We start from the raw sequence: 17,777 nt of genomic DNA on the forward strand, positions 1-17,777 counted from the left end.
CGATCTCGGCGAACGGGGTCTGTTCGGTCACCGTCACGACGCTCGTGGTCATGACGTCCTGGACGGTCCGGCGCTTCATGGTCTCCTCCTGGGGGGTTCTCGCGCGGGCTTGCGCAGGCTCACGGGGCCTCGGGAGCGGCGGAGTGGTCGGCGCAGATCACGATCGAGCAGCGTGCGCGCTCGCGCACGACCGGGGCGGCGCCGCCGCACCGTCGGTCTCCAGCACGCGGACGACGTCGAGCCGCGCGCGGCGCTCGAGCGCCTCGCGGGCGGCGCGGTGCAGCGCGGCGAGGGAGTTGGGGGAGCCGTCCACCCCGACGACGACGGAGCGGTGCTCGGGCATGACCCACATCGGCGACCTCCTTGAGTCACCTCGAGCCTCTCCTGGAGGCCGCGCACGGGTCAGAGCCGACCGTCCCCCCAAGCGCGGGACCTTCGTCCACCGCATGGGCGCCCGCCCTGACGGTGCGCAGGCGGCTGAAGGACGGCAGCGCGGCGCCGGCGCTGCTGAACGAGGCCGGGGACGCGGACATGATCGTGGCCGGTTCGCACGAGCCGGACGCGATGCCCGTGGGCTCGACGGCGTTGATGGTGGTGGGTGCGCGCGGCACGGGAGTCGTGGAGACGCCGACCCTCGGCGCGACGAGTGACGCGCTGCTCAAGCACGCCCCGTGCACGGTGGCCGTCGCGCCGAGCCGCAACCGGTGAAGGGCGCCGCGCGCTGGGCTGGTCGTGGCTGTTCCGTCCGTACCAGTGGCGTTTCGGGGGCGCCACGGAGCGACCCTCACGGGGATTCGTCTGCGATATCGATGCGCTCCGTCGTGACACCGCCGGGATGCAGGGGGAGGCGGCGGCCGCTGATCTTGCGAGGAGTGAGCCGTACGAAGAGGTCCTTGGGGGAGCGGATCCACGGGTTGAGGGGCAGTTTCCGGAGGCGTTCCGTCTCGTCCGGGGCGGTGACGATCTCGGCCTGGCCGGTGATGAGGACGCTCCAGGCGGTCCGGAGCGCCGGTTCGAGGTCGTCGGCCTCGAAGGTGAGCGGGCGCCCGCCGCGGACGGCGTCGAGTTTGGCGCCGGGGGCGGTGGCGAAGACGAGGGCCTCGCCGTCCATGACGAAGTTGACGGGCAGGACGGTGACGGTCCCGTCGTCCTCGGACCAGGCGATCCGGCCCACGGTCACCCGCTCGATGAGCGCCAGGCAGGCGGCCGGATCGAGGTACTGCGGTTCGTCGCTCATGAGCCCTCCTTGAAGAGCCGCTCCAGCGGCGGCAGCGCGTTCCGGATGGTGGCGGGAAAGGACTCCGACTTCAGCGTCGCTCTGGGGGGACGCCGTATCCAGGGACGTTCGTCATCGTCCGCGCGGCCGTTCGGCCCTCTTGCAGACGGGGCGTCCCGAGAAAGGGTGGTGATGTACGAGCCCGATGGGCATTCATGCGGTGGGGGGAAGACATGAGCACAGAGGCGATCACCGGAATCGTCGCCGGTTACGACGGTTCGCAGAACGGCGTCCGGGCCTTGGAATGGGCCGCCGGCGAGGCCAGGGCCCGGGGCCTGCCGCTGACCGTGGTCCACGCGTGGGAGTTCAATGTCGGCGGCTCGATGGCCATGCCGATGGTGGACCTGCGGTCCCTGGCGCAGGAGACGCTGGACGGCGGTGTCGAGCACGTCCGGAAGGAGGCGCCCGACGTGCCCGTGCAGGGCGTCCTCAGATGCGGGCAGTCGGCCGCCGAACTGATCGACGCGGGACGGAACGCCGCCCTGATCGTGCTGGGGCCGCGGGGCCTCGGCGGGTTCGCCGGCCTGGTGCTCGGGTCGGTCGGCGCCCAGGTGGTCGCGCACGCCTCCCGCCCCGTGGTGATCGCCAGAGGCGACCTGGACCGGCGTCCGGGAACGGAACCCGGCCGCGTCGTGGTCGGCGTCGACGGCTCACCGGCGTCCCGGGCCGCGCTGGCGATGGCGTTCACCGAAGCCGAACTGCACGGACTGTCCGTCCGCGCGGTGGTCGCCTGGGAGCCGGCACCCGTGGAGGGTGTGCCGCCCCTGGTCGACGAGGCGGGCATACAGGAGGCGGCCGCAACGCGGCTGGATCGGCTGATGATCCCCCTGCGGGACCGTCACCCGGGCGTGGACGCACAGGCCGAGGTCAAGATCGGCGCACCGCGCGAGGTCCTGCTGGACGCCGCGCAGGACGCGCGTCTGCTCGTCGTCGGCTCGCGGGGAATGGGCGGCTTCCGGGGCCTCCTGCTCGGATCGGTCAGCCACGCCCTGGTCCAGCACGCACCGTGCCCGGTGGCGGTCGTCCACGCGCCCGAGGAGCCCGGCGACTAGCGAAGCGGCGAGCATCGGCCAGACTGTGGGGCGTACCCGATGCTTGGAGGCGGTATGGGCGGTCCTCGGCGTTTGCCCCGGCGGGTCTACGAGCGTGAACTGCTGCGGCTGCAAGAGCAGCTGATGGTGCTGCAGGAGTGGGTGCGCACGGAGGGCGCGCGCGTCGCCGTCGTGTTCGAAGGGCGGGACGCCGCAGGCAAGGGCGGCACCATCAAGCGCGTCACCGAATACCTCAACCCCCGCGTCGCCCGCATCGCGGCGCTGCCGGCGCCGAACGACCGGGAGCGGACCCAGTGGTATTTCCAGCGGTACGTCGAACACCTTCCGGCGGCCGGTGAGATCGTCCTGTTCGACCGGTCCTGGTACAACCGGGCGGGAGTCGAGCGGGTCATGGGGTTCTGCACCGCTCAGGAGTACAGGCGCTTCCTGCACCAGTGCCCGATCTTCGAGCGGCTGCTCGTCGAGGACGGCATCCTGCTGCGCAAGTACTGGTTCTCGGTCAGCGACGCCGAGCAGGAGCGCCGCTTCCGCAGCCGGCTGGACGATCCGATGCGGAGATGGAAACTGTCCCCCATGGACGTGGAGTCGATTTCGCGCTGGGAGGAGTACTCGCGCGCCAAGGACGAGATGTTCGTCCACACCGACATTCCCGAGGCGCCCTGGAATGTGGTCGAGAGCGACGACAAGCGCCGCGCCCGCATCAACATGATCTCCCACCTCCTGTCGACCATTCCCTACCGCGAAGTGGAGCGCCCGCGGCTCCACCTGCCCGACCGTCCCCCGTCCAAGGGATACGAGCGGCCCCCGCGAGACGAGCAGACCTACGTTCCGGACCACGCGGCGACCTTGCTCAGCTGATCCCGTACGTGCCCGTCAGGCCGCGGGTGCGGTCTGTGCCGCCTCCTTGAGGAGTTCGTCGATTCCCTCGCGGATTCCCGCGCACAGGGTCTCCAGGTCGGGGACGGCGTCGTGGTCCGCGGTGAGCCCGAACGACAGGCCGCCGTCGTAGGACACGATGCCGACGGCGATGCGCAGGCCCGCCGTGATCGGGATGTAGGGGGCGATCTCCAGCATCCGGCGGCCCATCGCGTACAGCGGGAAGGACGGACCCGGGACGTTGGTGACGATCGTGTGGATCAGCGGCTGGCGCAGCCGCAGCGCCGTGCGGGCGGCCGCGGCCAGCAGGCTCGGGGCGCTGCCGAAGAGCTGGACGAACGCGTCGAGGCCGGCGGCCCGGCCGCGGCTCTTCAGCCCGTCCATCTGCTCCCTGACGAGGTGCAGGCGCCGCACCGGGTCGGCCTCCCCGCACGGCAGGTCCACCGGCACGGCCGACACCCGGTTCGACGGGACGCCGCGCTCGGCCGCCGACCGGACCGACACCGGCACCATGGCCCGGACGATCGACTCCTCGGCGAGCAGGCCCCGCGCCTCGAGGAGATCGCGGAACCCGCGGGCGGTCGCGGCCAGGGCGACGTCGTTGACCGACCCGCCGAACGTGCGCCGGATGCGGTCGACCTCGTCCATCCCGGCGTAGGTCCGGGTCCAGCGGCGGCGCGGGCCGGTCGGCCCGTTGAGCGCCGGCGCCCCGGACGCCATGAGCCGCGTCGCGTAACCGGGGACCGCGCTCGCGACGGCGAACGCGTCGCGCATCGCGGGCAGGAACAGCCGGGTCGCCTGCCGTCCGAAGCCCTTCAACCCGTCCACGACGCCGTCGCGCAGCACGGATGCGGCGGACGGTTCGGGCTCGGGCATCCACACCCGGGGCTTCGCGGGCGCCCAGTCCGGATCGGTGTCGAGCAGCACCGCCAGCAGGTCGATGCCGGCCAGCCCGTCCACCATGCAGTGGTGCACCTTGAAGACCAGTGCCCAGCGGCCGTCCGCGAGCCCGTCGACCAGCCACACCTGCCACGGCGACCGGGTGAGATCCAGCGGCGGGGCAAGGAGGCGGCCGGCCAGCTCGTGCAGTTCCTCCGGGCCGCCGGGCGCGGTCGCGGTCGCGTGCAGGACGTGGTCGCCGATCGCGAAGCGCTGGTCGTCCACCCAGACGGGGTGCGCGAGGTTGAACGGGACGGTCCGGACGCGCTGCAGGCAGCGCGGCGCGAGCCGGAGCCGCGCGAACACCTGCCGCACGAGGTCCGGATAGCCGGGTGCGGGACCTTCGAACACGGTCACCGTCCCGATCTGCAGCGGGCTCGTGTCGTTCTCGGCGAAGAACATCCCGGCGTCGAGCGCGTTCATCCGTTGCATCGTGCACCGCCCTGTGAGGTCTCATTCCGAGCCAACCTCGGGGCGGGCCGCCGTCCCATCCGGCGTTCGTCCCCGCGCCGCGGGCCGAAGGTCCCTGCCGCGTCCCAGGCGAAACCGACCGCGTTCTCCCGTCCGGCACCCGGACGTGTCGTTAGGGGAGTTGCAGGGGGAAGGCCGCCGCTCTGGCGTAGAGCTTGTAGAGCTTGAACGGCCCCGCGAAGGGCAGTCCGCAGGCGTTGTCGAGCATGCTGGTCGCGTGCTGCTCGGTCAGCGTCGTGCCGCGCGCACCCGGATGGTCGATCTGGCCGCCCATGAACACCGCCATCCTGGCCAGCATGTGGTCGCGCTGACCGGTCGTCATCTCCTGCCAGGAATGGCAGGTCATCGCGGCGAGCATCGCGTCGTCGAGTTCGCTCGTCCCGGGGTGCTCGTGGTCGCCGACCGGCGCCGTCCGGAATGCGGCCCCGGCGGCGGCCTTCGGGGTGGTGAACCACGGGCACGGGCCGCCGGGCTTCAGATTGGCCATGCAGGTGAGCAGTTCGAGTTCGTTGCCCAGGTTGCCGAATCCGAAGCTGAGGAAGGGCGCCTTGCCGTTCAGGCAGTCCGGCAGATTACCGGGCGAACTGGTGACGGTGCCGTTGGCATACCAGCAGTTGCCGGTGTTGCCGGGGAAGGCGTCCCACCAGAAGTCCACGCCGTTGCCGGCCATCCGGTTGCCGTAGAACCGGTTGCGGTGCGAGGTGGACAGCTTCAGCGGGTCGCAGCCCGTCATGGGCTGGTCGGCGCAGACGAACGCGTCCGGGACGGCGAAGAGCATGGCCCCGCGCCGCCGGTTGTCGCGGAACGCGTTGTTCCGGACGACGTTGTCGTCACCGCCGGCGATCCACATCCCGGTCCCCACCGGGACCGGCACCGTCGGCACCACGTCGCTGCCGGCCAGGTACGGGTTGAAATTGTTGGAGAAGAAGTCGTTGTCCTCGACGAGGTCGCCCTGCTGCGGGAATCCGGGATGCCCGGCGGCGGTGAACACGTCGGTGGTGAAGCCGAGGGCGTTGTCGTAGAAGTTGTTGTGGTGCACCCAGGTGGCGCTGCCGTCCGTGCCGGAGTAGCCGCTGGTGTTGTGGTGCGAGTCGCAGTAGCGGATCTCCTGGCTGTAGCGCGCCTTCGGGTAGACGCGCTCGTCGCGTCCGGCCCCGGTCTTCGCGCCCGACCCGGGGTACAGCCCGGAGTCGCCGTTGCCGGCCGCCTCGCAGTTCTGGATCACGCCGTGGTCCTCGACGAAGGTGAGCACGCCGTACTCGCCCGCGTAGAAGGTCTTGAAGCCGTCCAGCAGGTACCCGTTGGTCTCCAGGACGTAGATGTCGTGCTCGTCGGCGTGCCGGACGGTCACGTTCCGCAGCACGAAGCCGTCCGCCCGGTCGGCGCGGATGCCCACGTCCTTCGCCGAGTCGCGCGGCCCGCCGTTGCCGGAGGACGGGTCACCGGCGTCCACGACCACGTCGTCGGCGCTCACGCCCGAGCCTTCGAGCTGGAGGTTGCAGCGCACGCACGCGCCCCGGTTGGGGATGCCGTGCCGGTCGACGAGCGGCGGGTCCGGGTCCTGGCCGCCGCCGGGGGCCCGGCCGAGCACGGCGATCAGGTTGGCGTCGTTCTGGCAGGTGTACTCGCCGAGGTAGGAGTACGCGCCCGTGCTCAGCTTGTACTGGTCGCACGCGGGATCATGGGTCGGCTTCCGGCGCGCCGTGGGCTCGGTGTAGACGCCCGGCAGCACCACGACCCGGTCGTTGTTACGCGAATCGGTCACCGCGGGCTGGATCTCGCTGTACAGGCACCGGTCGAACAGCGCCCGGTTGATCCGCTTCAGGTCCCGCGCCTGGGCGGCGCTGAGTGTCCGGTGGTCGTGCGGCCGGACGTCGTAGCCCGACGTCAGCGCCCGTTTGATGGAGGCGTCCAGCCGTTCCAGCGAGTCCGGACGGCACACCACGCGGGTCGTGCTCCCCGGGACGGTCTCGACGGCCGACGCCAGGCTCCGCGGCGTCGGCACCGCCCCGCCCGCGCACGGGCTGACGGAGCAGTCGGGACCGGGAGCCGGCCAGTACGACGGCCGCTCGATGTGCGCCTGCGCGCCCTGCACCAGGCCGAGGACCAGCAGCGCGGCCGCCGCCACGGGCACCCATAGTCTCCTGAGATACCGCAGGCCCATCGGGAACTCCCTCGCTCAGCGCTCCACGTGATCCCCGACGCGTGCTCGGTGCCCATGGAACCACGATCACCAAACCCGAGGAAGTCTCACAACCGGCCCGTCCTCCGATGACCGCTAGAGGCCACCCCCGCAACGACCACGGGTCATTCGGTCGTGGAGTTCAGGTGGGTCATGAGGGCTTTGCCGCGGGGGGAGAGGCGGTAGCCGGTCTCCAGGCTTTCGGTGAGGCCGAGGGCCTTGAGGCGGCGGACGTCGGCCTTGAAGGGGAGTTTGTCGCGGCCCAGGCGTTCGGCCAGGTCCAGGGCGCGCAGGCCGGGGTGTTCCTCGATGAGGCGGAGGACCTCGCGGGTCCAGGGGGCGCGGCGGCTGCGGGCGTCGATGGCGTCCAGGGCGGTTTTGAGGTCGGCCAGTTCCCGGGCGCTCAGGTCGGCGTTGGCGGCCAGTTCCGACCGGGGGTCGGGGCCGCCCAGATGGAGCATGACGCGGTGGTAGCCGCCCTCCTTGGTGCTCTTGGACAGGGCGGTGAGCAGGGCCGCGCGGTCTTTGAAAGCCCGAACGCAGCGCGTTCTCCTCGGTGATCTCCTCGGGAGCGACCGGGGTGACCGAGTCGATGACGATGATCCCCGCCCAGGTGCGCTGTGTGCTCCCCGCGCGGACCCGGGGCTCGGCCCACACCCGGAATACCCGGTCGATCCGCCCGCCCGCGATCCCCTCCAGGACCTCACGCCTGAACAGCATCGTTCCCTCCCCGGTGAAACGCCCCTCCTGTGAATCTTCGCCGAAAGCAGCTGTGAGCGGCCACAGGGCGGCCGGACGCGCGCCTGAACGGCTGGTGCCCGGCCCCGCCTGGGCCGTGGAGTTGCTCGTCGGTCATGTCTGATCTTGATCGAGGGGTGAGTCGCTCAGGGGCAGGCACAGGACCATGCAGGTTCCGGTGGGGCGGTCGGCGATGTACAGGGTGCCGTGGTGGGTCTCGGCGGTCTGGCGGGCGATCGCCAGGCCCAGGCCGGTGCCGTGGGGGTCGGCGCGGCGGGCGTCCGGACGGCGGTAGAAGCGTTGGAAGACGGTTTCGCGTTCGTCCGCGGGGATGCCGGGGCCGTCGTCGGTGATCCGCACGATCGCCCGCCGGTGCCCGGTGCCGTCCCGTTCGGTGGTGGCCGACACCTCGATGCGGGTGCGGGCGTGCCGCTCGGCGTTGTCCAGCAGGTTGGCCAGCAGCCGGATCAGGCGGGAGCGGCAGCCGTCCACGATGGCCGCTTGGTCCAGGCGGACGTCGAGGACGCGCCGGCTGGGGCGTTCCCCGAGCAGGTCGCGGATCAGCCGGCAGATGTCGAGTGGTTCGGTGTCGGTGGGGGTGCCGGCGTCCAGGCGGGCCAGTTCCAGCAGGTCGGAGACGATGTCGCCCAGGCGTTCGGCGTCGGCCAGGGTGGCCTGCAGGACGCGATGCGAGTCGACGTCGGGGTCGGACAGGGCCTCCTCCAGCCGGGCCTGAAGCCCGGTGAGCGGGTTGCGGAGGTCATGGGAGGCGTCGGCGACCTCCTGCCGCTGCCGCTTCAGGGTCTCGCGCAGCGCCTGGATCGCCTGGCGCTTCTCCGCCTGGGCGTACCGCAGCCGGCGGTTGACCTCCTGCAGTTCACTCGAGCGGGCGTACACCTCGCCCTCGATCTCCAGGAACCGAGAGGGTTCGTCGGTGATGGACGGCGGCTCGCCGAGCTGTTCGATGAACGCGGTGATGTCCTCGACCCGGTGCATGACCAGCGCCACCTCGCCGTCCGGGCCGAGCAGCGGCGCGTTCACGGTGCTCCAGAACCGCCTGTCGCTGTGCCCCGGCCGGTCGGGCGCGGAGAGGTCGTAGCGCGTCCAGGGCATGATGTAGGGCTGGCGTTCGGTGAGCACCCATTCCAGCGCGGCCCGCCAGTGCCGGGCGTTGGCGCCCGAGGCATCGCCGGGCAGCGCCTGGAAGACGTTGCGGCCGATCAGCTCGTCCCGGGGCCGCCGCGCGAGCTGCTCGTAAGCCCGGTTCATCTCGATGAACACCAGGTCGGGCGAGATCAGCGCGCACGCCACCGGCAGCTCCTCGAACACTGCCGCGAAGTCCACCTCCGCCATCCTGCCGACCTACCCCGACCTGGGCGAACTCCCACATGGGCGGGGGAGTCCGCGCCGGAGGCGGCCGGGCGCCCTCGGCGGCCGCGCCTCTCAGCGGCTGACGTCGATCACCGCGCGGAGGGCGGTGAAGGCCTCGGTGTACTTCTCCGCCGGAGATCGTGCGGCGCCCTCGTCCAGCCAGCGCTCGGTGGCCAGGCGCACGGCGCACAGGACGATGCCGGCCACGAGACGGGGCGCGAGGGAGCGGCTGCCCGGGGCGATGCCGGCGCAGCGCGCTTCGAGAGCGGCGGCCAGGGTGCTCTCCCAGGAGACCAGTTCGGCGTCGGCGTGGGCCCGCGCCGTGCGGGTTTCCGCGCGGATGCGGGCTTCGAGCCGGGTCATCTCCCGGTAGCGGCGCCAGTTGGCGGTGATGTCGACGAACGCGTTGCACAGGGCGGTGAAGGCGTCCTCGTGCGCCGGGCGCGCGTCCAAGGCGGCCAGCACCGCGTCCAGGCGGCCGTAGTGCAGGCCGATGACGAAGCAGCTCTCCTTGGAGTCGAAGTAGCGGAAGAACGTGGAGCGGCTGATCTCGGCGCGCTCGCAGATGTCCTCGACGCGGACCGCCTGCATGCCGCGCTCGGCGACGAGCCTCACCGCGGCCTGCGCGGTCGCGGTGTACATGCGCTGCTTCTTGCGCTCCCGCAGGCCCAGCTCGTTCATAGGATGCATATTGACACTATGTCTCAATTGATGCAAAGTCTCCGCAGGCGCCCGGGCCGCGGGCGCCGGGGGAGTCGGGAGAGAGGGCGTCCGTGTTGCTCGATCAACGGTGTTCCAGCTCAGAGTGCGGAACTCTGCTCTCACTGGACGGTCCGCATGGACGCTGAACGCCTGCGCACGCTCTTCGATCTGTCCGGACGAGTGGCGGTCGTGACCGGCGGCACGCGCGGCATCGGACGGGCGATCGCCGAGGGGTTCGCCGCCGCCGGAGCGAGCGTCGTGGTGGCCAGCCGCAAACCCGAGGCCTGCGCCGAGACCGAGGCGCACCTGGCGGCGATGGGCGGATCGGCGCTCGGCGTCCCCGCCCATCTGGGGGACCTGGACGCGCTGGACGCCCTGGTCGCGCGCACCGTCGACACCTTCGGGCGGCTCGACGTCCTGGTCAACAACGCTGCCAACCCCCTGGCGCTGCCACTGGGGGCCATCACCCCCGAGGCGTTCGCCAAGTCGCAGGAGGTCAACGTCCGCGGGCCGGTGTTCCTTGTGCAGCGGGCGCTCGACCACCTCACCGAGAGCCCGTGCGCGTCGGTCGTCAACGTCGTGTCCGCCGGGGCCTTCCTGTTCTCCCCGTACGTGTCGATGTACGCGGCGGCCAAGGCCGCCATGATGGCCTACACCCGGTCCATGGCCGCCGAGTTCGCCCCGCGCGGCATCCGGGTCAACGCCCTGGCGCCGGGCACCGTCGACACCGACATGGTCCGCAACAACCCGCCCGAGTTCCAGAAGGCCATGGAGCAGGCCGCCCTGCAGCAGCGCATGGCCGACCCGGACGAGATGGTCGGGCCCGCGCTGTTCCTGGCCTCCGACGCGTCGAGTTTCGTCACCGGCCAGGTCCTCATCGCCGACGGGGGCCTCGTCCCGCGCTGACCGCCGTCCACGGGTCCATGGGAATCATGCAGCGGGCTGCCGCGCCGTCGTCCTCACCGGGGCGGGACGGGCGTTCTGCGCGGGCCTCGACCTGCACGAGCCCCCGGCCCGCGATGCCGCTCCGCCTGCGTCGGAGGAGGACGCGGTACGGCGCCGCAGCCCCCAGGCGGCCCTGCACGTCCAGCAGGCCATCGCCTCACTCGTCCCGAAGCTGCGCAGCCTGCCGCAGCCGGTCATCGCCGCCGTCAACGGCCCGGCCGCCGGCGGCGGCTTCGCCCTGGCACTGGCCAGTGACATCCGGATCGCCGCCGCGTCCGCCCGGTTCAACGCGGCGTTCGTGAAGATCGGCCTGTCCGGCTGCGACATCGGCGTCAGCTGGCTGCTGCCCCGCCTGATCGGCGCGGGGCTCTCCCACGAACTGCTGCTCACGGGCCGCTTCGTGGACGCCGCCGAAGCCCTGCGCATCGGCCTGGTCAGCCGCGTCACCGAGGACGGCGCGGTGGTCGGGGCGGCCCTGGAGACCGCGGCGCTCATCTGCGCCAACAGCCCCATGGGCGTGTGGATGACCAAGGAGGTCGCCTGGAGCCGGCTGGAGGTCGGCAGCCTCCAGGCCGGCATCGACCTGGAGAACCGCACCCAGGTCATGACCTCCTGCACCCGCGACCAGACCGAGCAGATCACGTCCTTCCTGGAGCGCCGTCCCCCGGAGTACACCGACTCCTGACCGGTCAGCGGTCCGCCGGCCGGGTTTCGAGCGCCTGTCCGCGCAGCAGGAACCAGGCCGCGACGGCGGCGGCCAGGAGGACGGCCGCCCCGGCGCCGGCGGCGACGGCCAGCCCGTCGGCGAAGGACCGGCGGGCGGCGTCCAGGAGTTCCGCGGCGGCGCCGGGCGGCAGGTGCGCGGCGGCCTCCACGGCACCGCCCAGCGACTCATGGGCGGACGCCGGCGTCCCCGGCGGCCCGGCGAAGCCCCGGTAGGCGCCGGTCACCACGGAGCCGAGCAGCGCGATGCCGAGGGCGGCGCCGAGCTCGTAGGCGGTCTCGGACACCGCGGAGGCGGCACCCGCCTGCTCCTTGGGCGCGCTGGAGAGGATCACGTCCGCGGTCACGGTGAAGGAGAACCCGGCACCGAGACCGACCACCAGCAACGCGCCGCCGAGCAGCGGGTAGGCGGTGGACTCGTCGATCGCGGTGAGCGCGGCGAGCGCCAGGCCGACGGCGGCCAGCCCGCCGGACACCACGGCGCGGACGGACAGGCGCCGCGCCGCGCGTCCGGCGACCAGCCCCGCCGCCACCGCGCCGACGGCGGCGGGCAGTTCGGCCAGGCCGGCCTCGAGCGGTGGCCTGCCCTGGACCAGCTGCAGGTACTGGGAGAGGAAGAAGATCAGCCCGGACAGCCCGAGGACGGTCATCAGGTCGGCCGCGACCGCGCCGCTGAAGCCGCGGCTGCGGAAGAGCCGCATGTCCAGCAGCGGGGTCGGCAGGGCCTGCTGGCGGCGGACGAACCCGTACAGGGCGGCGGTGCCCAGCACGCCCGCCGCGAGCGGGAACCATCCGAACCCGTGCGCGGCGGTCTCCTTGACCGCGTACACGGCGCCGACCATGCCGGCCAGCGACAGCACGACGCTGACCGGGTCCCACGGACCGGCGTCGGGGTTGCGCGACTCCGGCAGCAGCCTGCCGCCGACCAGCACCAGGACGGCCATCACCGGCAGGTTGATCAGGAACACCGAGCCCCACCAGAAGTGCTCCAGCAGCGCGCCGCCCACGATCGGGCCGACCGCCATGCCCGCGGAGGCGGCGGCTCCCCAGATGCCGATGGCGAGGCTGCGCTCGCGCGGGTCGTGGAAGAGGTTGCGGATCAGGGCCAGCGTGGCGGGCATCAGCGTGGCGCCGGCGACGCCGAGCAGCGCGCGGGCCGCGATCATCATCTCGGGGGTCGCCGCGTAGGCGTTGAGCACCGATATCGCGCCGAACGCCGTGGCACCGGCCAGCAGGATGCGCTTGCGCCCGATGCGGTCGCCGAGGCTGCCCATGGACACCAGCAGGCCGGCGATCACGAACGAATAAACATCGCCGATCCACAGCAGCTGGGTGCCGGACGGACGCAGGTCCTCACTGAGGTAGGGGGTCGCCAGGCCCAGTACGGTCGTGTCGACGGCCACCAGCAGCACGGCCAGGACCAGGACGGCGAGCGCCGTCCAGCGCCCGCGCGTCACCGCAGGGGACTCGCGGGCGGGCCGCAGCGTCCCGGTCACGGTTCCCCCGTGCGGGCGGCGCCGCCGAGCATCAGCTCGACGATCATGTACGTGATGTCGTTGCGGGCCACGCGGCCCTCGCTCACCGCCCAGGCGCCCGAGGCCAGCAGGCCGTAGAGCGCCTCGGTGAGCCAGGCCGGGCTCAGGTCGAGGCGGAACTCGCCGCTCTCCTGGCCGCGGCGGAACAGCGCGGCCAGCCGGGCGTCGATGCGGACCCAGCCCGGGTTCATCTCCTCGCCCTCGAAGAGCTGGTTCTCGGTGTAGAGGAAGGCGAGCAGCCCGGCGGCGGGCTGGATCTCGCGGACGAGGCGCCGGACGGCGTCGGCCGCCGCCCCCTCGTCCAGCCGCGCCGCCGCCAGCGCGGCCTCGCACTCGGCGATGCCGTGCGCCTCCAGCGACCGTATGAGGGCGTCCCGCCCCGGAAAGTGCCGGTTCAGCGTCGCCCGGCTGATCCCGGCGGCCCGCGCGACCTCGTCCATGGTCGCCGTGGCCTTCCGGGTGAGCAGCGCCGCAGCAGTACGCAGCACATGATCGCGATCAACAGCCATGAGACAAGACTAGGTCACATGAGACACCAATGTCTCACCACAAGGGAGTGCGCCAGAACACACCGGAAGAGAGGGGCGGTCACGGCGTACTGAGGCGTGGCATGGGTGAGCCGATCTCGCCGACTGGTGGGCGGCGAGATCGGCTCGGGGTCGGGGTCAGGTGTTGTCGCCCATGATGGCCTTGGTCTCCAGGAATTCCTCGAAGCCGAACTCGCCCCATTCGCGGCCGTTGCCGGACTGGCGGTAGCCGCCGAACGGGGCGTTGAAGTCGAGGCCGGCGCCGTTGAGGTGGACGTTGCCGGTGCGGATGCGGCGGGCCATCGCGCGGGCGCGGCCGGCGTCGCCGGAGATGTAGCCGGACAGGCCGTAGAGGGTGTCGTTGGCGATGCGCACGGCGTCGTCGTCGTCCTCGTAGCCGATCAGGACGAGCACCGGTCCGAAGATCTCCTCGCGGGCGATCGTCATGTCGTTGGTGACGTGGGAGAAGACCGTCGGGCGGACGTAGTACCCGGTCTCCAGGCCCTCGGGCTTGCCGGGGCCGCCGACCTCGACCTTGGCGCCCTCGCCGATGCCCTTCTCGATGAGCTGCTGGATCCGGCCGTACTGGGTGGCCGAGACCACGGGGCCGATCGCGGTGGTCTCGGCGCGCGGGTCGCCGACCGCGACGTTCCGGGCCGCCTCGGCGGCGATCGCGGCGGCCTCGTCCATGCGGGCGGCCGGGACGAGCATCCGGGTCGGGGCGTTGCAGGACTGCCCGGAGTTCGTGCACATGCCCGCCACGTCCCGGGCGATGGCGGCCGGGAGGTCGGCGTCGTCCAGGATGATGTTGGCGGACTTGCCCCCGAGTTCCTGGGCGACGCGCTTGACGGTGGGGGCGGCCGAGCGGGCGACCTCGATCCCGGCGCGGGTGGAGCCGGTGAACGACACCATGTCGACGTCCGGATGCGCCGACAGCGGCGCGCCGACGCCGAGGCCGTCGCCGTTGACGAGGTTGAAGACGCCCGCGGGCACTCCCGCCTCGTCCAGGATCTCGGCGAACAGGACGGCGTTCAGCGGCGCGACCTCCGACGGTTTGAGCACCATCGTGCAGCCCGCGGCGAGGGCCGGCGCGACCTTGCAGGCGATCTGGTTGAGGGGCCAGTTCCACGGGGTGATGAGCCCGCAGACGCCCGCCGGCTCCCGGACGATCGTGGTGGAGCCCATCTGCCGCTCGAACTCGTAGCCGGCCAGCACGGTGCGCGCGGTGGCGAAGTGCCCGAGGCCCGCGGGCGCGTGCGCCGCCCGGGCCAGGGACAGCGGCGCGCCCACCTCCTGGCTGATGATGTCGGCGAGCTCCTCCATCCGCCGGCCGTACACGGCGATGATGGCGTCGAGCAGGTCGAGGCGTTCCTGTCTGCCGGTCAGCGAGTACGACTCGAACGCGTCCCTGGCGGCGGCGACGGCGGCGTCCACGTCGTCCGGGCCGCCCATGGCGATGGACGCGATCGGCTGCTCGGTGGCGGGGTTGACGACCTCGGCCGTCGTGCCGCCGCGCGGTGCGACCCACTGGCCGCCGATGTAGAACTGCTGGACGTGGTCCACGGACACCCTCCCTGCGGCGCGGCGCGCCCGAGGCCGCCGCCGACCGAATCCGAACGGGGTTCTACTAGCTCCCGGGGCCTCAGCATAGGCCGCTCGCCGCGGGGAAGACCATGGCGGAAGCGGACTTTCCGATCCGAGGCCGCGACCAACGATGACCGCCCCTTTGCCCCTTGCGGCCCTTGCCCGCACGCGAGCCGGGCAGTGGTGTCCCGAGAGAAGCTGATCACCTGCCACGGGGAATCGAGGTCGTGATGGCGGAGCCCGGCGAGTCCGCGGCGCACCGGGGACGGGACGAGCGCACCGCCGGCCTGCAGGGCGAGAAGGCCAAGCAGTACGAGACGGAGCTGACCGACCGCGGGCACCGGGAGGAAATGCGGCGGATCCACGCCCACGGCCTGCCGCCCGCCGACTCCATCCGGGAGAAGGAGGCCGCCTCCACCTTCCAGCGCGGCGAGCTGCCGCACTTCTCCGGCATCAACACCTTCCTCAAGGCGCCCTTCCTGGAGGACGTCAACCGGGTCGGTGAGCACGAGGTCGCCGTCGTGGGGGCGCCGCTGGACAGCGGCACCACCTACCGGCCCGGGCCCCGCTTCGGTCCCGAGGGCATGCGCCGGATCTCCTCGCTGTACTCGCCCTACTACTACGAGATGGGCGTCGACCTGCGCGAGCAGCTCGACATCGTCGACGTCGGCGACATCTTCATCACCCCCGGCAACCTGGAGAAGTCCTTCGACCAGATCACCAAGGGCGTCGAGCACCTCGTCGGGGCCGGCGTCTTCCCCGTGATCCTCGGCGGCGACCACTCCATCGGCTTCCCGACCTCGCGCGGGGTGATGAACGCCTTCGGCCGCAAGATGGGCGTCATCCACTTCGACCGCCACCTCGACACCCAGCGCCTCGACCTGGACGAGCGGATGCACACCACCCCCTGGTACTGGGCCGCGCACGAGTACCACTTCGACATGGGGAACCTGGTGCAGATCGGCATCGGCGGCTGGCAGGTGCCGAGGCCCGGCGTCGAGGAGGCGCGCAAGGGCGGAACGCTCGTGATGACGGCCGAGGACGTCGAGCGCATGGGCGAGGACAGGGCCGCCGAGCTCGCCCTCGAGGTCGCGTGGAGCAACGGCGTGGAGGGCGTCTTCCTCTCCTTCGACATCGACGCCGTCGACCCCGGCTTCGCGCCCGGGACCGGCTGGCCGGAGCCCGGCGGCCTGTACCCGCGCGAAGTGCTCAGGCTGGTGCGGTCCATCGCGGCCGAAGGGCTCCTCGGCATGGAGGTCGTCGAGGTCTCACCGCCCTACGACTCGTCCGACATCACCAGCCTGCTCGGCGTGCGCCTGATCTGCGAGGTGCTGGCGACCTCGGTGCGCGAGGGCAGGCTCGGACGCGACCGGTCCGGCGCACCGCAGACCGAGCGCGCCCGCCGGATCGACGAGCGCTCGGACACCGGCTCGTCCGGCTAGGCGCCCCGCCTCCGGCGGGTGTGCCGGCTCAGGCCCGGGTCGGGTGCCATTCGAACATCAGGATGGTGGCGTCGTCGGTGAGACGGCCGTCCTGGTAGGCCATGATGTTGTTGACCAGGCGGCGCAGCGCCTCGGGCGCGGGCTCGCCGGCGGCGATGGCGCGGATGATGAAGTCGGTGAAGCGGTCCTGGCCGAAGCGCGTCCCGTCCCGCGCCTCGGCCTCGGTGACGCCGTCGGTGTAGAGCAGGACCCGGTCGCCGGGCTGCAGCTGGACGGTGTCGACCCGCCACGCGGGCCCGCCGGGGCCGTCGGTCCGCAGCCGGCCGAGGCCGAGCGGCAGCTGCGGCGCCCGGTCGAGGGCCCCGAGCACCAGGTTCTGGTCGCGCAGCAGCAGCGGGGACGGGTGGCCGCAGTTGATCCAGGTCATCGCTCCGCTGGCGAGGTTGAGGTGGGCGAAGACCCCGGTGATGTACCGGTCGGGAAACCAGGTGGCGAGGTTCTGGTCGACGGTGGTGACGATCTCCTGCAGGGACCCGCTGCTGCTGCGGCGCACGTTCCGGCAGCTGGCCATGGCGACCGTGGACGTCAGCCCCGACAGCAGGTCGTGGCCCATGGAGTCCAGGACGGTGATGTGCAGGTCCCCGCCGATCAGCGAGTGGTCGAAGACGTCGCCGCCCAGGTCGTAGGCGGGTTCGAGGACGGCGCTGGAGGTGACCTGCTCGGTCCCCATCGTGCGGGGCGGCAGGTAGGCCCACGCCATCTCCGCCTCGAGCTTCAGCGGCGCGCTGCGCTGCAGCCGGGAGTAGGCGTCGCTGTGGCCGCCCTTGCCGATCACGGCCAGGGCCAGCAGCGAGGCCAGCGTCCGGCAGACCTGCAGGGTGGCCTGGTCGAGCGTGTCGGACCGCACCTCCAGGACGCCGATGCGGTCCATCCCGTCGTTCATCGGCAGCCACAGCTGGAGGCCGCCGGCGCGGTGCTCGGCCGTCTGCAGCCGGCCGGTGCGGTAGGTGCGGCCGGCCTCGGTGGTGTCCACCTCCAGCCGCAGCGACGGCTGGTCGGGCCCCTCCGGCAGCGAGACCAGGGTGGTCTGGCGGAGATCGGCCAGGTAGATGGTGATCGCCCGGACGCCGAGGTCGGCCGCCTGGGCGTTGAAGAGCGCGGGCAGCCGGTCGGGCGACACGAAGTGCATCTTCTCCAGCAGCTGGAGCAGGGTCCGCTCCTGCCTCTGGCTGGCAGCCGCCTCCATGCACGCCCCCGGGTCGTGGTGCGCCACCTCGGCGAACGAACGGGTCGTCGTGTGACACGAGGACCCCTGCCCTCACCGCCGGGCCCGATCCGCGGTCGCGCTTCTCCTTTGCCGACTATGGAACGGTCCGGGACCGTCCCTTTCTGAACCTCCCACCCGCGCCGCGCG

General features: G+C 72.1%; 17 protein-coding genes. 6 read left to right on the forward strand and 11 right to left on the reverse strand.

Annotation, left to right across the window (positions count from 1 at the left end; translation table 11 throughout):
• Positions 1 to 157 precede the first annotated feature (157 nt).
• Positions 158 to 352: a universal stress protein gene (locus ABFX46_RS32820; RefSeq protein ID WP_346047800.1), complete on the reverse strand. Its 195-nt coding sequence runs from the start codon at positions 350 to 352 to the stop codon at positions 158 to 160.
• Between the two features lie 113 nt (positions 353 to 465).
• On the opposite strand from ABFX46_RS32820, the gene ABFX46_RS32825 reads away from it, so the two are divergent.
• Entirely contained in the window at positions 466 to 708 is a 243-nt protein-coding gene (locus ABFX46_RS32825; RefSeq protein WP_346047801.1) for a universal stress protein, read from the forward strand.
• Positions 709 to 784: 76 nt separating this feature from the next.
• Here the strand turns inward: ABFX46_RS32825 and ABFX46_RS32830 are convergent, their stop codons facing one another.
• Entirely contained in the window at positions 785 to 1,237 is a 453-nt protein-coding gene (locus ABFX46_RS32830; protein WP_346047802.1) for a pyridoxamine 5'-phosphate oxidase family protein, read from the reverse strand.
• Between the two features lie 212 nt (positions 1,238 to 1,449).
• Between ABFX46_RS32830 and ABFX46_RS32835 the strand changes: the two genes are divergently transcribed.
• On the forward strand, positions 1,450 to 2,328 hold the full coding sequence (locus ABFX46_RS32835; RefSeq protein ID WP_346047803.1) for a universal stress protein: 879 nt from the start codon (positions 1,450 to 1,452) through the stop codon (positions 2,326 to 2,328).
• 54 nt (positions 2,329 to 2,382) lie between these two features.
• Positions 2,383 to 3,186: a polyphosphate kinase 2 gene (gene ppk2, locus ABFX46_RS32840; RefSeq protein ID WP_346047804.1), complete on the forward strand. Its 804-nt coding sequence runs from the start codon at positions 2,383 to 2,385 to the stop codon at positions 3,184 to 3,186.
• A gap of 15 nt (positions 3,187 to 3,201) precedes the next feature.
• Here the strand turns inward: ppk2 and ABFX46_RS32845 are convergent, their stop codons facing one another.
• From ABFX46_RS32845 to ABFX46_RS32865, 5 genes are all read right to left on the reverse strand, one after another.
• Positions 3,202 to 4,566, reverse strand: coding sequence for a wax ester/triacylglycerol synthase family O-acyltransferase (locus ABFX46_RS32845; RefSeq protein WP_346047805.1), 1,365 nt, complete (start codon positions 4,564 to 4,566; stop codon positions 3,202 to 3,204).
• A gap of 160 nt (positions 4,567 to 4,726) precedes the next feature.
• Positions 4,727 to 6,778: a right-handed parallel beta-helix repeat-containing protein gene (locus tag ABFX46_RS32850; RefSeq protein ID WP_346047806.1), complete on the reverse strand. Its 2,052-nt coding sequence runs from the start codon at positions 6,776 to 6,778 to the stop codon at positions 4,727 to 4,729.
• Positions 6,779 to 6,921: 143 nt separating this feature from the next.
• Positions 6,922 to 7,257 (reverse strand): hypothetical protein, encoded by a 336-nt coding sequence (locus ABFX46_RS32855; protein ID WP_346047807.1) that lies wholly within the window; start codon positions 7,255 to 7,257, stop codon positions 6,922 to 6,924.
• A 391-nt stretch (positions 7,258 to 7,648) separates the two neighbouring features.
• Positions 7,649 to 8,878: a sensor histidine kinase gene (locus ABFX46_RS32860; protein WP_346047808.1), complete on the reverse strand. Its 1,230-nt coding sequence runs from the start codon at positions 8,876 to 8,878 to the stop codon at positions 7,649 to 7,651.
• Positions 8,879 to 8,977: 99 nt separating this feature from the next.
• Positions 8,978 to 9,586 carry a TetR family transcriptional regulator gene (locus ABFX46_RS32865; RefSeq protein ID WP_346047809.1) on the reverse strand — a complete coding sequence of 203 codons (609 nt, stop codon included), beginning with the start codon at positions 9,584 to 9,586 and terminating at the stop codon, positions 8,978 to 8,980.
• A 156-nt stretch (positions 9,587 to 9,742) separates the two neighbouring features.
• Here ABFX46_RS32865 and ABFX46_RS32870 point away from each other — a divergent pair, with 156 nt between their 5' ends.
• Both ABFX46_RS32870 and ABFX46_RS32875 read left to right on the forward strand, forming a co-directional pair.
• On the forward strand, positions 9,743 to 10,513 hold the full coding sequence (locus ABFX46_RS32870; protein WP_346047810.1) for an SDR family NAD(P)-dependent oxidoreductase: 771 nt from the start codon (positions 9,743 to 9,745) through the stop codon (positions 10,511 to 10,513).
• A 91-nt stretch (positions 10,514 to 10,604) separates the two neighbouring features.
• Positions 10,605 to 11,237: an enoyl-CoA hydratase/isomerase family protein gene (locus tag ABFX46_RS32875; RefSeq protein ID WP_428831337.1), complete on the forward strand. Its 633-nt coding sequence runs from the start codon at positions 10,605 to 10,607 to the stop codon at positions 11,235 to 11,237.
• A gap of 4 nt (positions 11,238 to 11,241) precedes the next feature.
• Here ABFX46_RS32875 and ABFX46_RS32880 read toward each other — a convergent pair whose 3' ends face one another.
• The 3 genes from ABFX46_RS32880 to ABFX46_RS32890 all read right to left on the reverse strand — a co-directional run bounded on the left by ABFX46_RS32880 (position 11,242) and on the right by ABFX46_RS32890 (position 14,900).
• Positions 11,242 to 12,771: an MFS transporter gene (locus tag ABFX46_RS32880; RefSeq protein ID WP_346047811.1), complete on the reverse strand. Its 1,530-nt coding sequence runs from the start codon at positions 12,769 to 12,771 to the stop codon at positions 11,242 to 11,244.
• Entirely contained in the window at positions 12,768 to 13,319 is a 552-nt protein-coding gene (locus tag ABFX46_RS32885; protein WP_346047812.1) for a TetR/AcrR family transcriptional regulator, read from the reverse strand. The genes ABFX46_RS32880 and ABFX46_RS32885 overlap by 4 nt, the downstream gene beginning before the upstream one ends.
• Before the next feature lie 156 nt (positions 13,320 to 13,475).
• Positions 13,476 to 14,900 (reverse strand): aldehyde dehydrogenase family protein, encoded by a 1,425-nt coding sequence (locus ABFX46_RS32890; protein ID WP_346047813.1) that lies wholly within the window; start codon positions 14,898 to 14,900, stop codon positions 13,476 to 13,478.
• Positions 14,901 to 15,151: 251 nt separating this feature from the next.
• Between ABFX46_RS32890 and ABFX46_RS32895 the strand changes: the two genes are divergently transcribed.
• Positions 15,152 to 16,363 (forward strand): agmatinase family protein, encoded by a 1,212-nt coding sequence (locus tag ABFX46_RS32895; RefSeq protein WP_346047814.1) that lies wholly within the window; start codon positions 15,152 to 15,154, stop codon positions 16,361 to 16,363.
• 28 nt (positions 16,364 to 16,391) lie between these two features.
• On the opposite strand, the gene ABFX46_RS32900 is transcribed toward ABFX46_RS32895, so the two are convergent.
• The gene (locus ABFX46_RS32900) at positions 16,392 to 17,609 is read right to left on the reverse strand and encodes a PP2C family protein-serine/threonine phosphatase (protein WP_346047815.1); all 1,218 of its coding nucleotides are present in this window, start codon (positions 17,607 to 17,609) and stop codon (positions 16,392 to 16,394) included.
• Between the last annotated feature and the right edge of the window lie 168 nt (positions 17,610 to 17,777).

It is taken from the genome of Actinomadura chokoriensis (assembly GCF_039529475.1).
Lineage (GTDB): Bacteria > Actinomycetota > Actinomycetes > Streptosporangiales > Streptosporangiaceae > Spirillospora > Spirillospora bangladeshensis.

Excerpts from the sequence above, each read along its gene's own strand:
- ABFX46_RS32820 (WP_346047800.1), bottom strand. The coding sequence starts at position 352 with ATGTGGGTCATGCCCGAGCACCGCTCCGTCGTCGTCGGGGTGGACGGC.
- ABFX46_RS32830 (WP_346047802.1), bottom strand. The coding sequence starts at position 1,237 with ATGAGCGACGAACCGCAGTACCTCGATCCGGCCGCCTGCCTGGCGCTC.
- ABFX46_RS32835 (WP_346047803.1), top strand. The coding sequence starts at position 1,450 with ATGAGCACAGAGGCGATCACCGGAATCGTCGCCGGTTACGACGGTTCG.
- ppk2 (WP_346047804.1), top strand. The coding sequence starts at position 2,383 with ATGGGCGGTCCTCGGCGTTTGCCCCGGCGGGTCTACGAGCGTGAACTG.
- ABFX46_RS32845 (WP_346047805.1), bottom strand. The coding sequence starts at position 4,566 with ATGAACGCGCTCGACGCCGGGATGTTCTTCGCCGAGAACGACACGAGC.
- ABFX46_RS32850 (WP_346047806.1), bottom strand. The coding sequence starts at position 6,778 with ATGGGCCTGCGGTATCTCAGGAGACTATGGGTGCCCGTGGCGGCGGCC.
- ABFX46_RS32855 (WP_346047807.1), bottom strand. The coding sequence starts at position 7,257 with ATGCTCCATCTGGGCGGCCCCGACCCCCGGTCGGAACTGGCCGCCAAC.
- ABFX46_RS32865 (WP_346047809.1), bottom strand. The coding sequence starts at position 9,586 with ATGAACGAGCTGGGCCTGCGGGAGCGCAAGAAGCAGCGCATGTACACC.
- ABFX46_RS32870 (WP_346047810.1), top strand. The coding sequence starts at position 9,743 with ATGGACGCTGAACGCCTGCGCACGCTCTTCGATCTGTCCGGACGAGTG.
- ABFX46_RS32885 (WP_346047812.1), bottom strand. The coding sequence starts at position 13,319 with ATGGCTGTTGATCGCGATCATGTGCTGCGTACTGCTGCGGCGCTGCTC.
- ABFX46_RS32895 (WP_346047814.1), top strand. The coding sequence starts at position 15,152 with ATGGCGGAGCCCGGCGAGTCCGCGGCGCACCGGGGACGGGACGAGCGC.
- ABFX46_RS32900 (WP_346047815.1), bottom strand. The coding sequence starts at position 17,609 with ATGGAGGCGGCTGCCAGCCAGAGGCAGGAGCGGACCCTGCTCCAGCTG.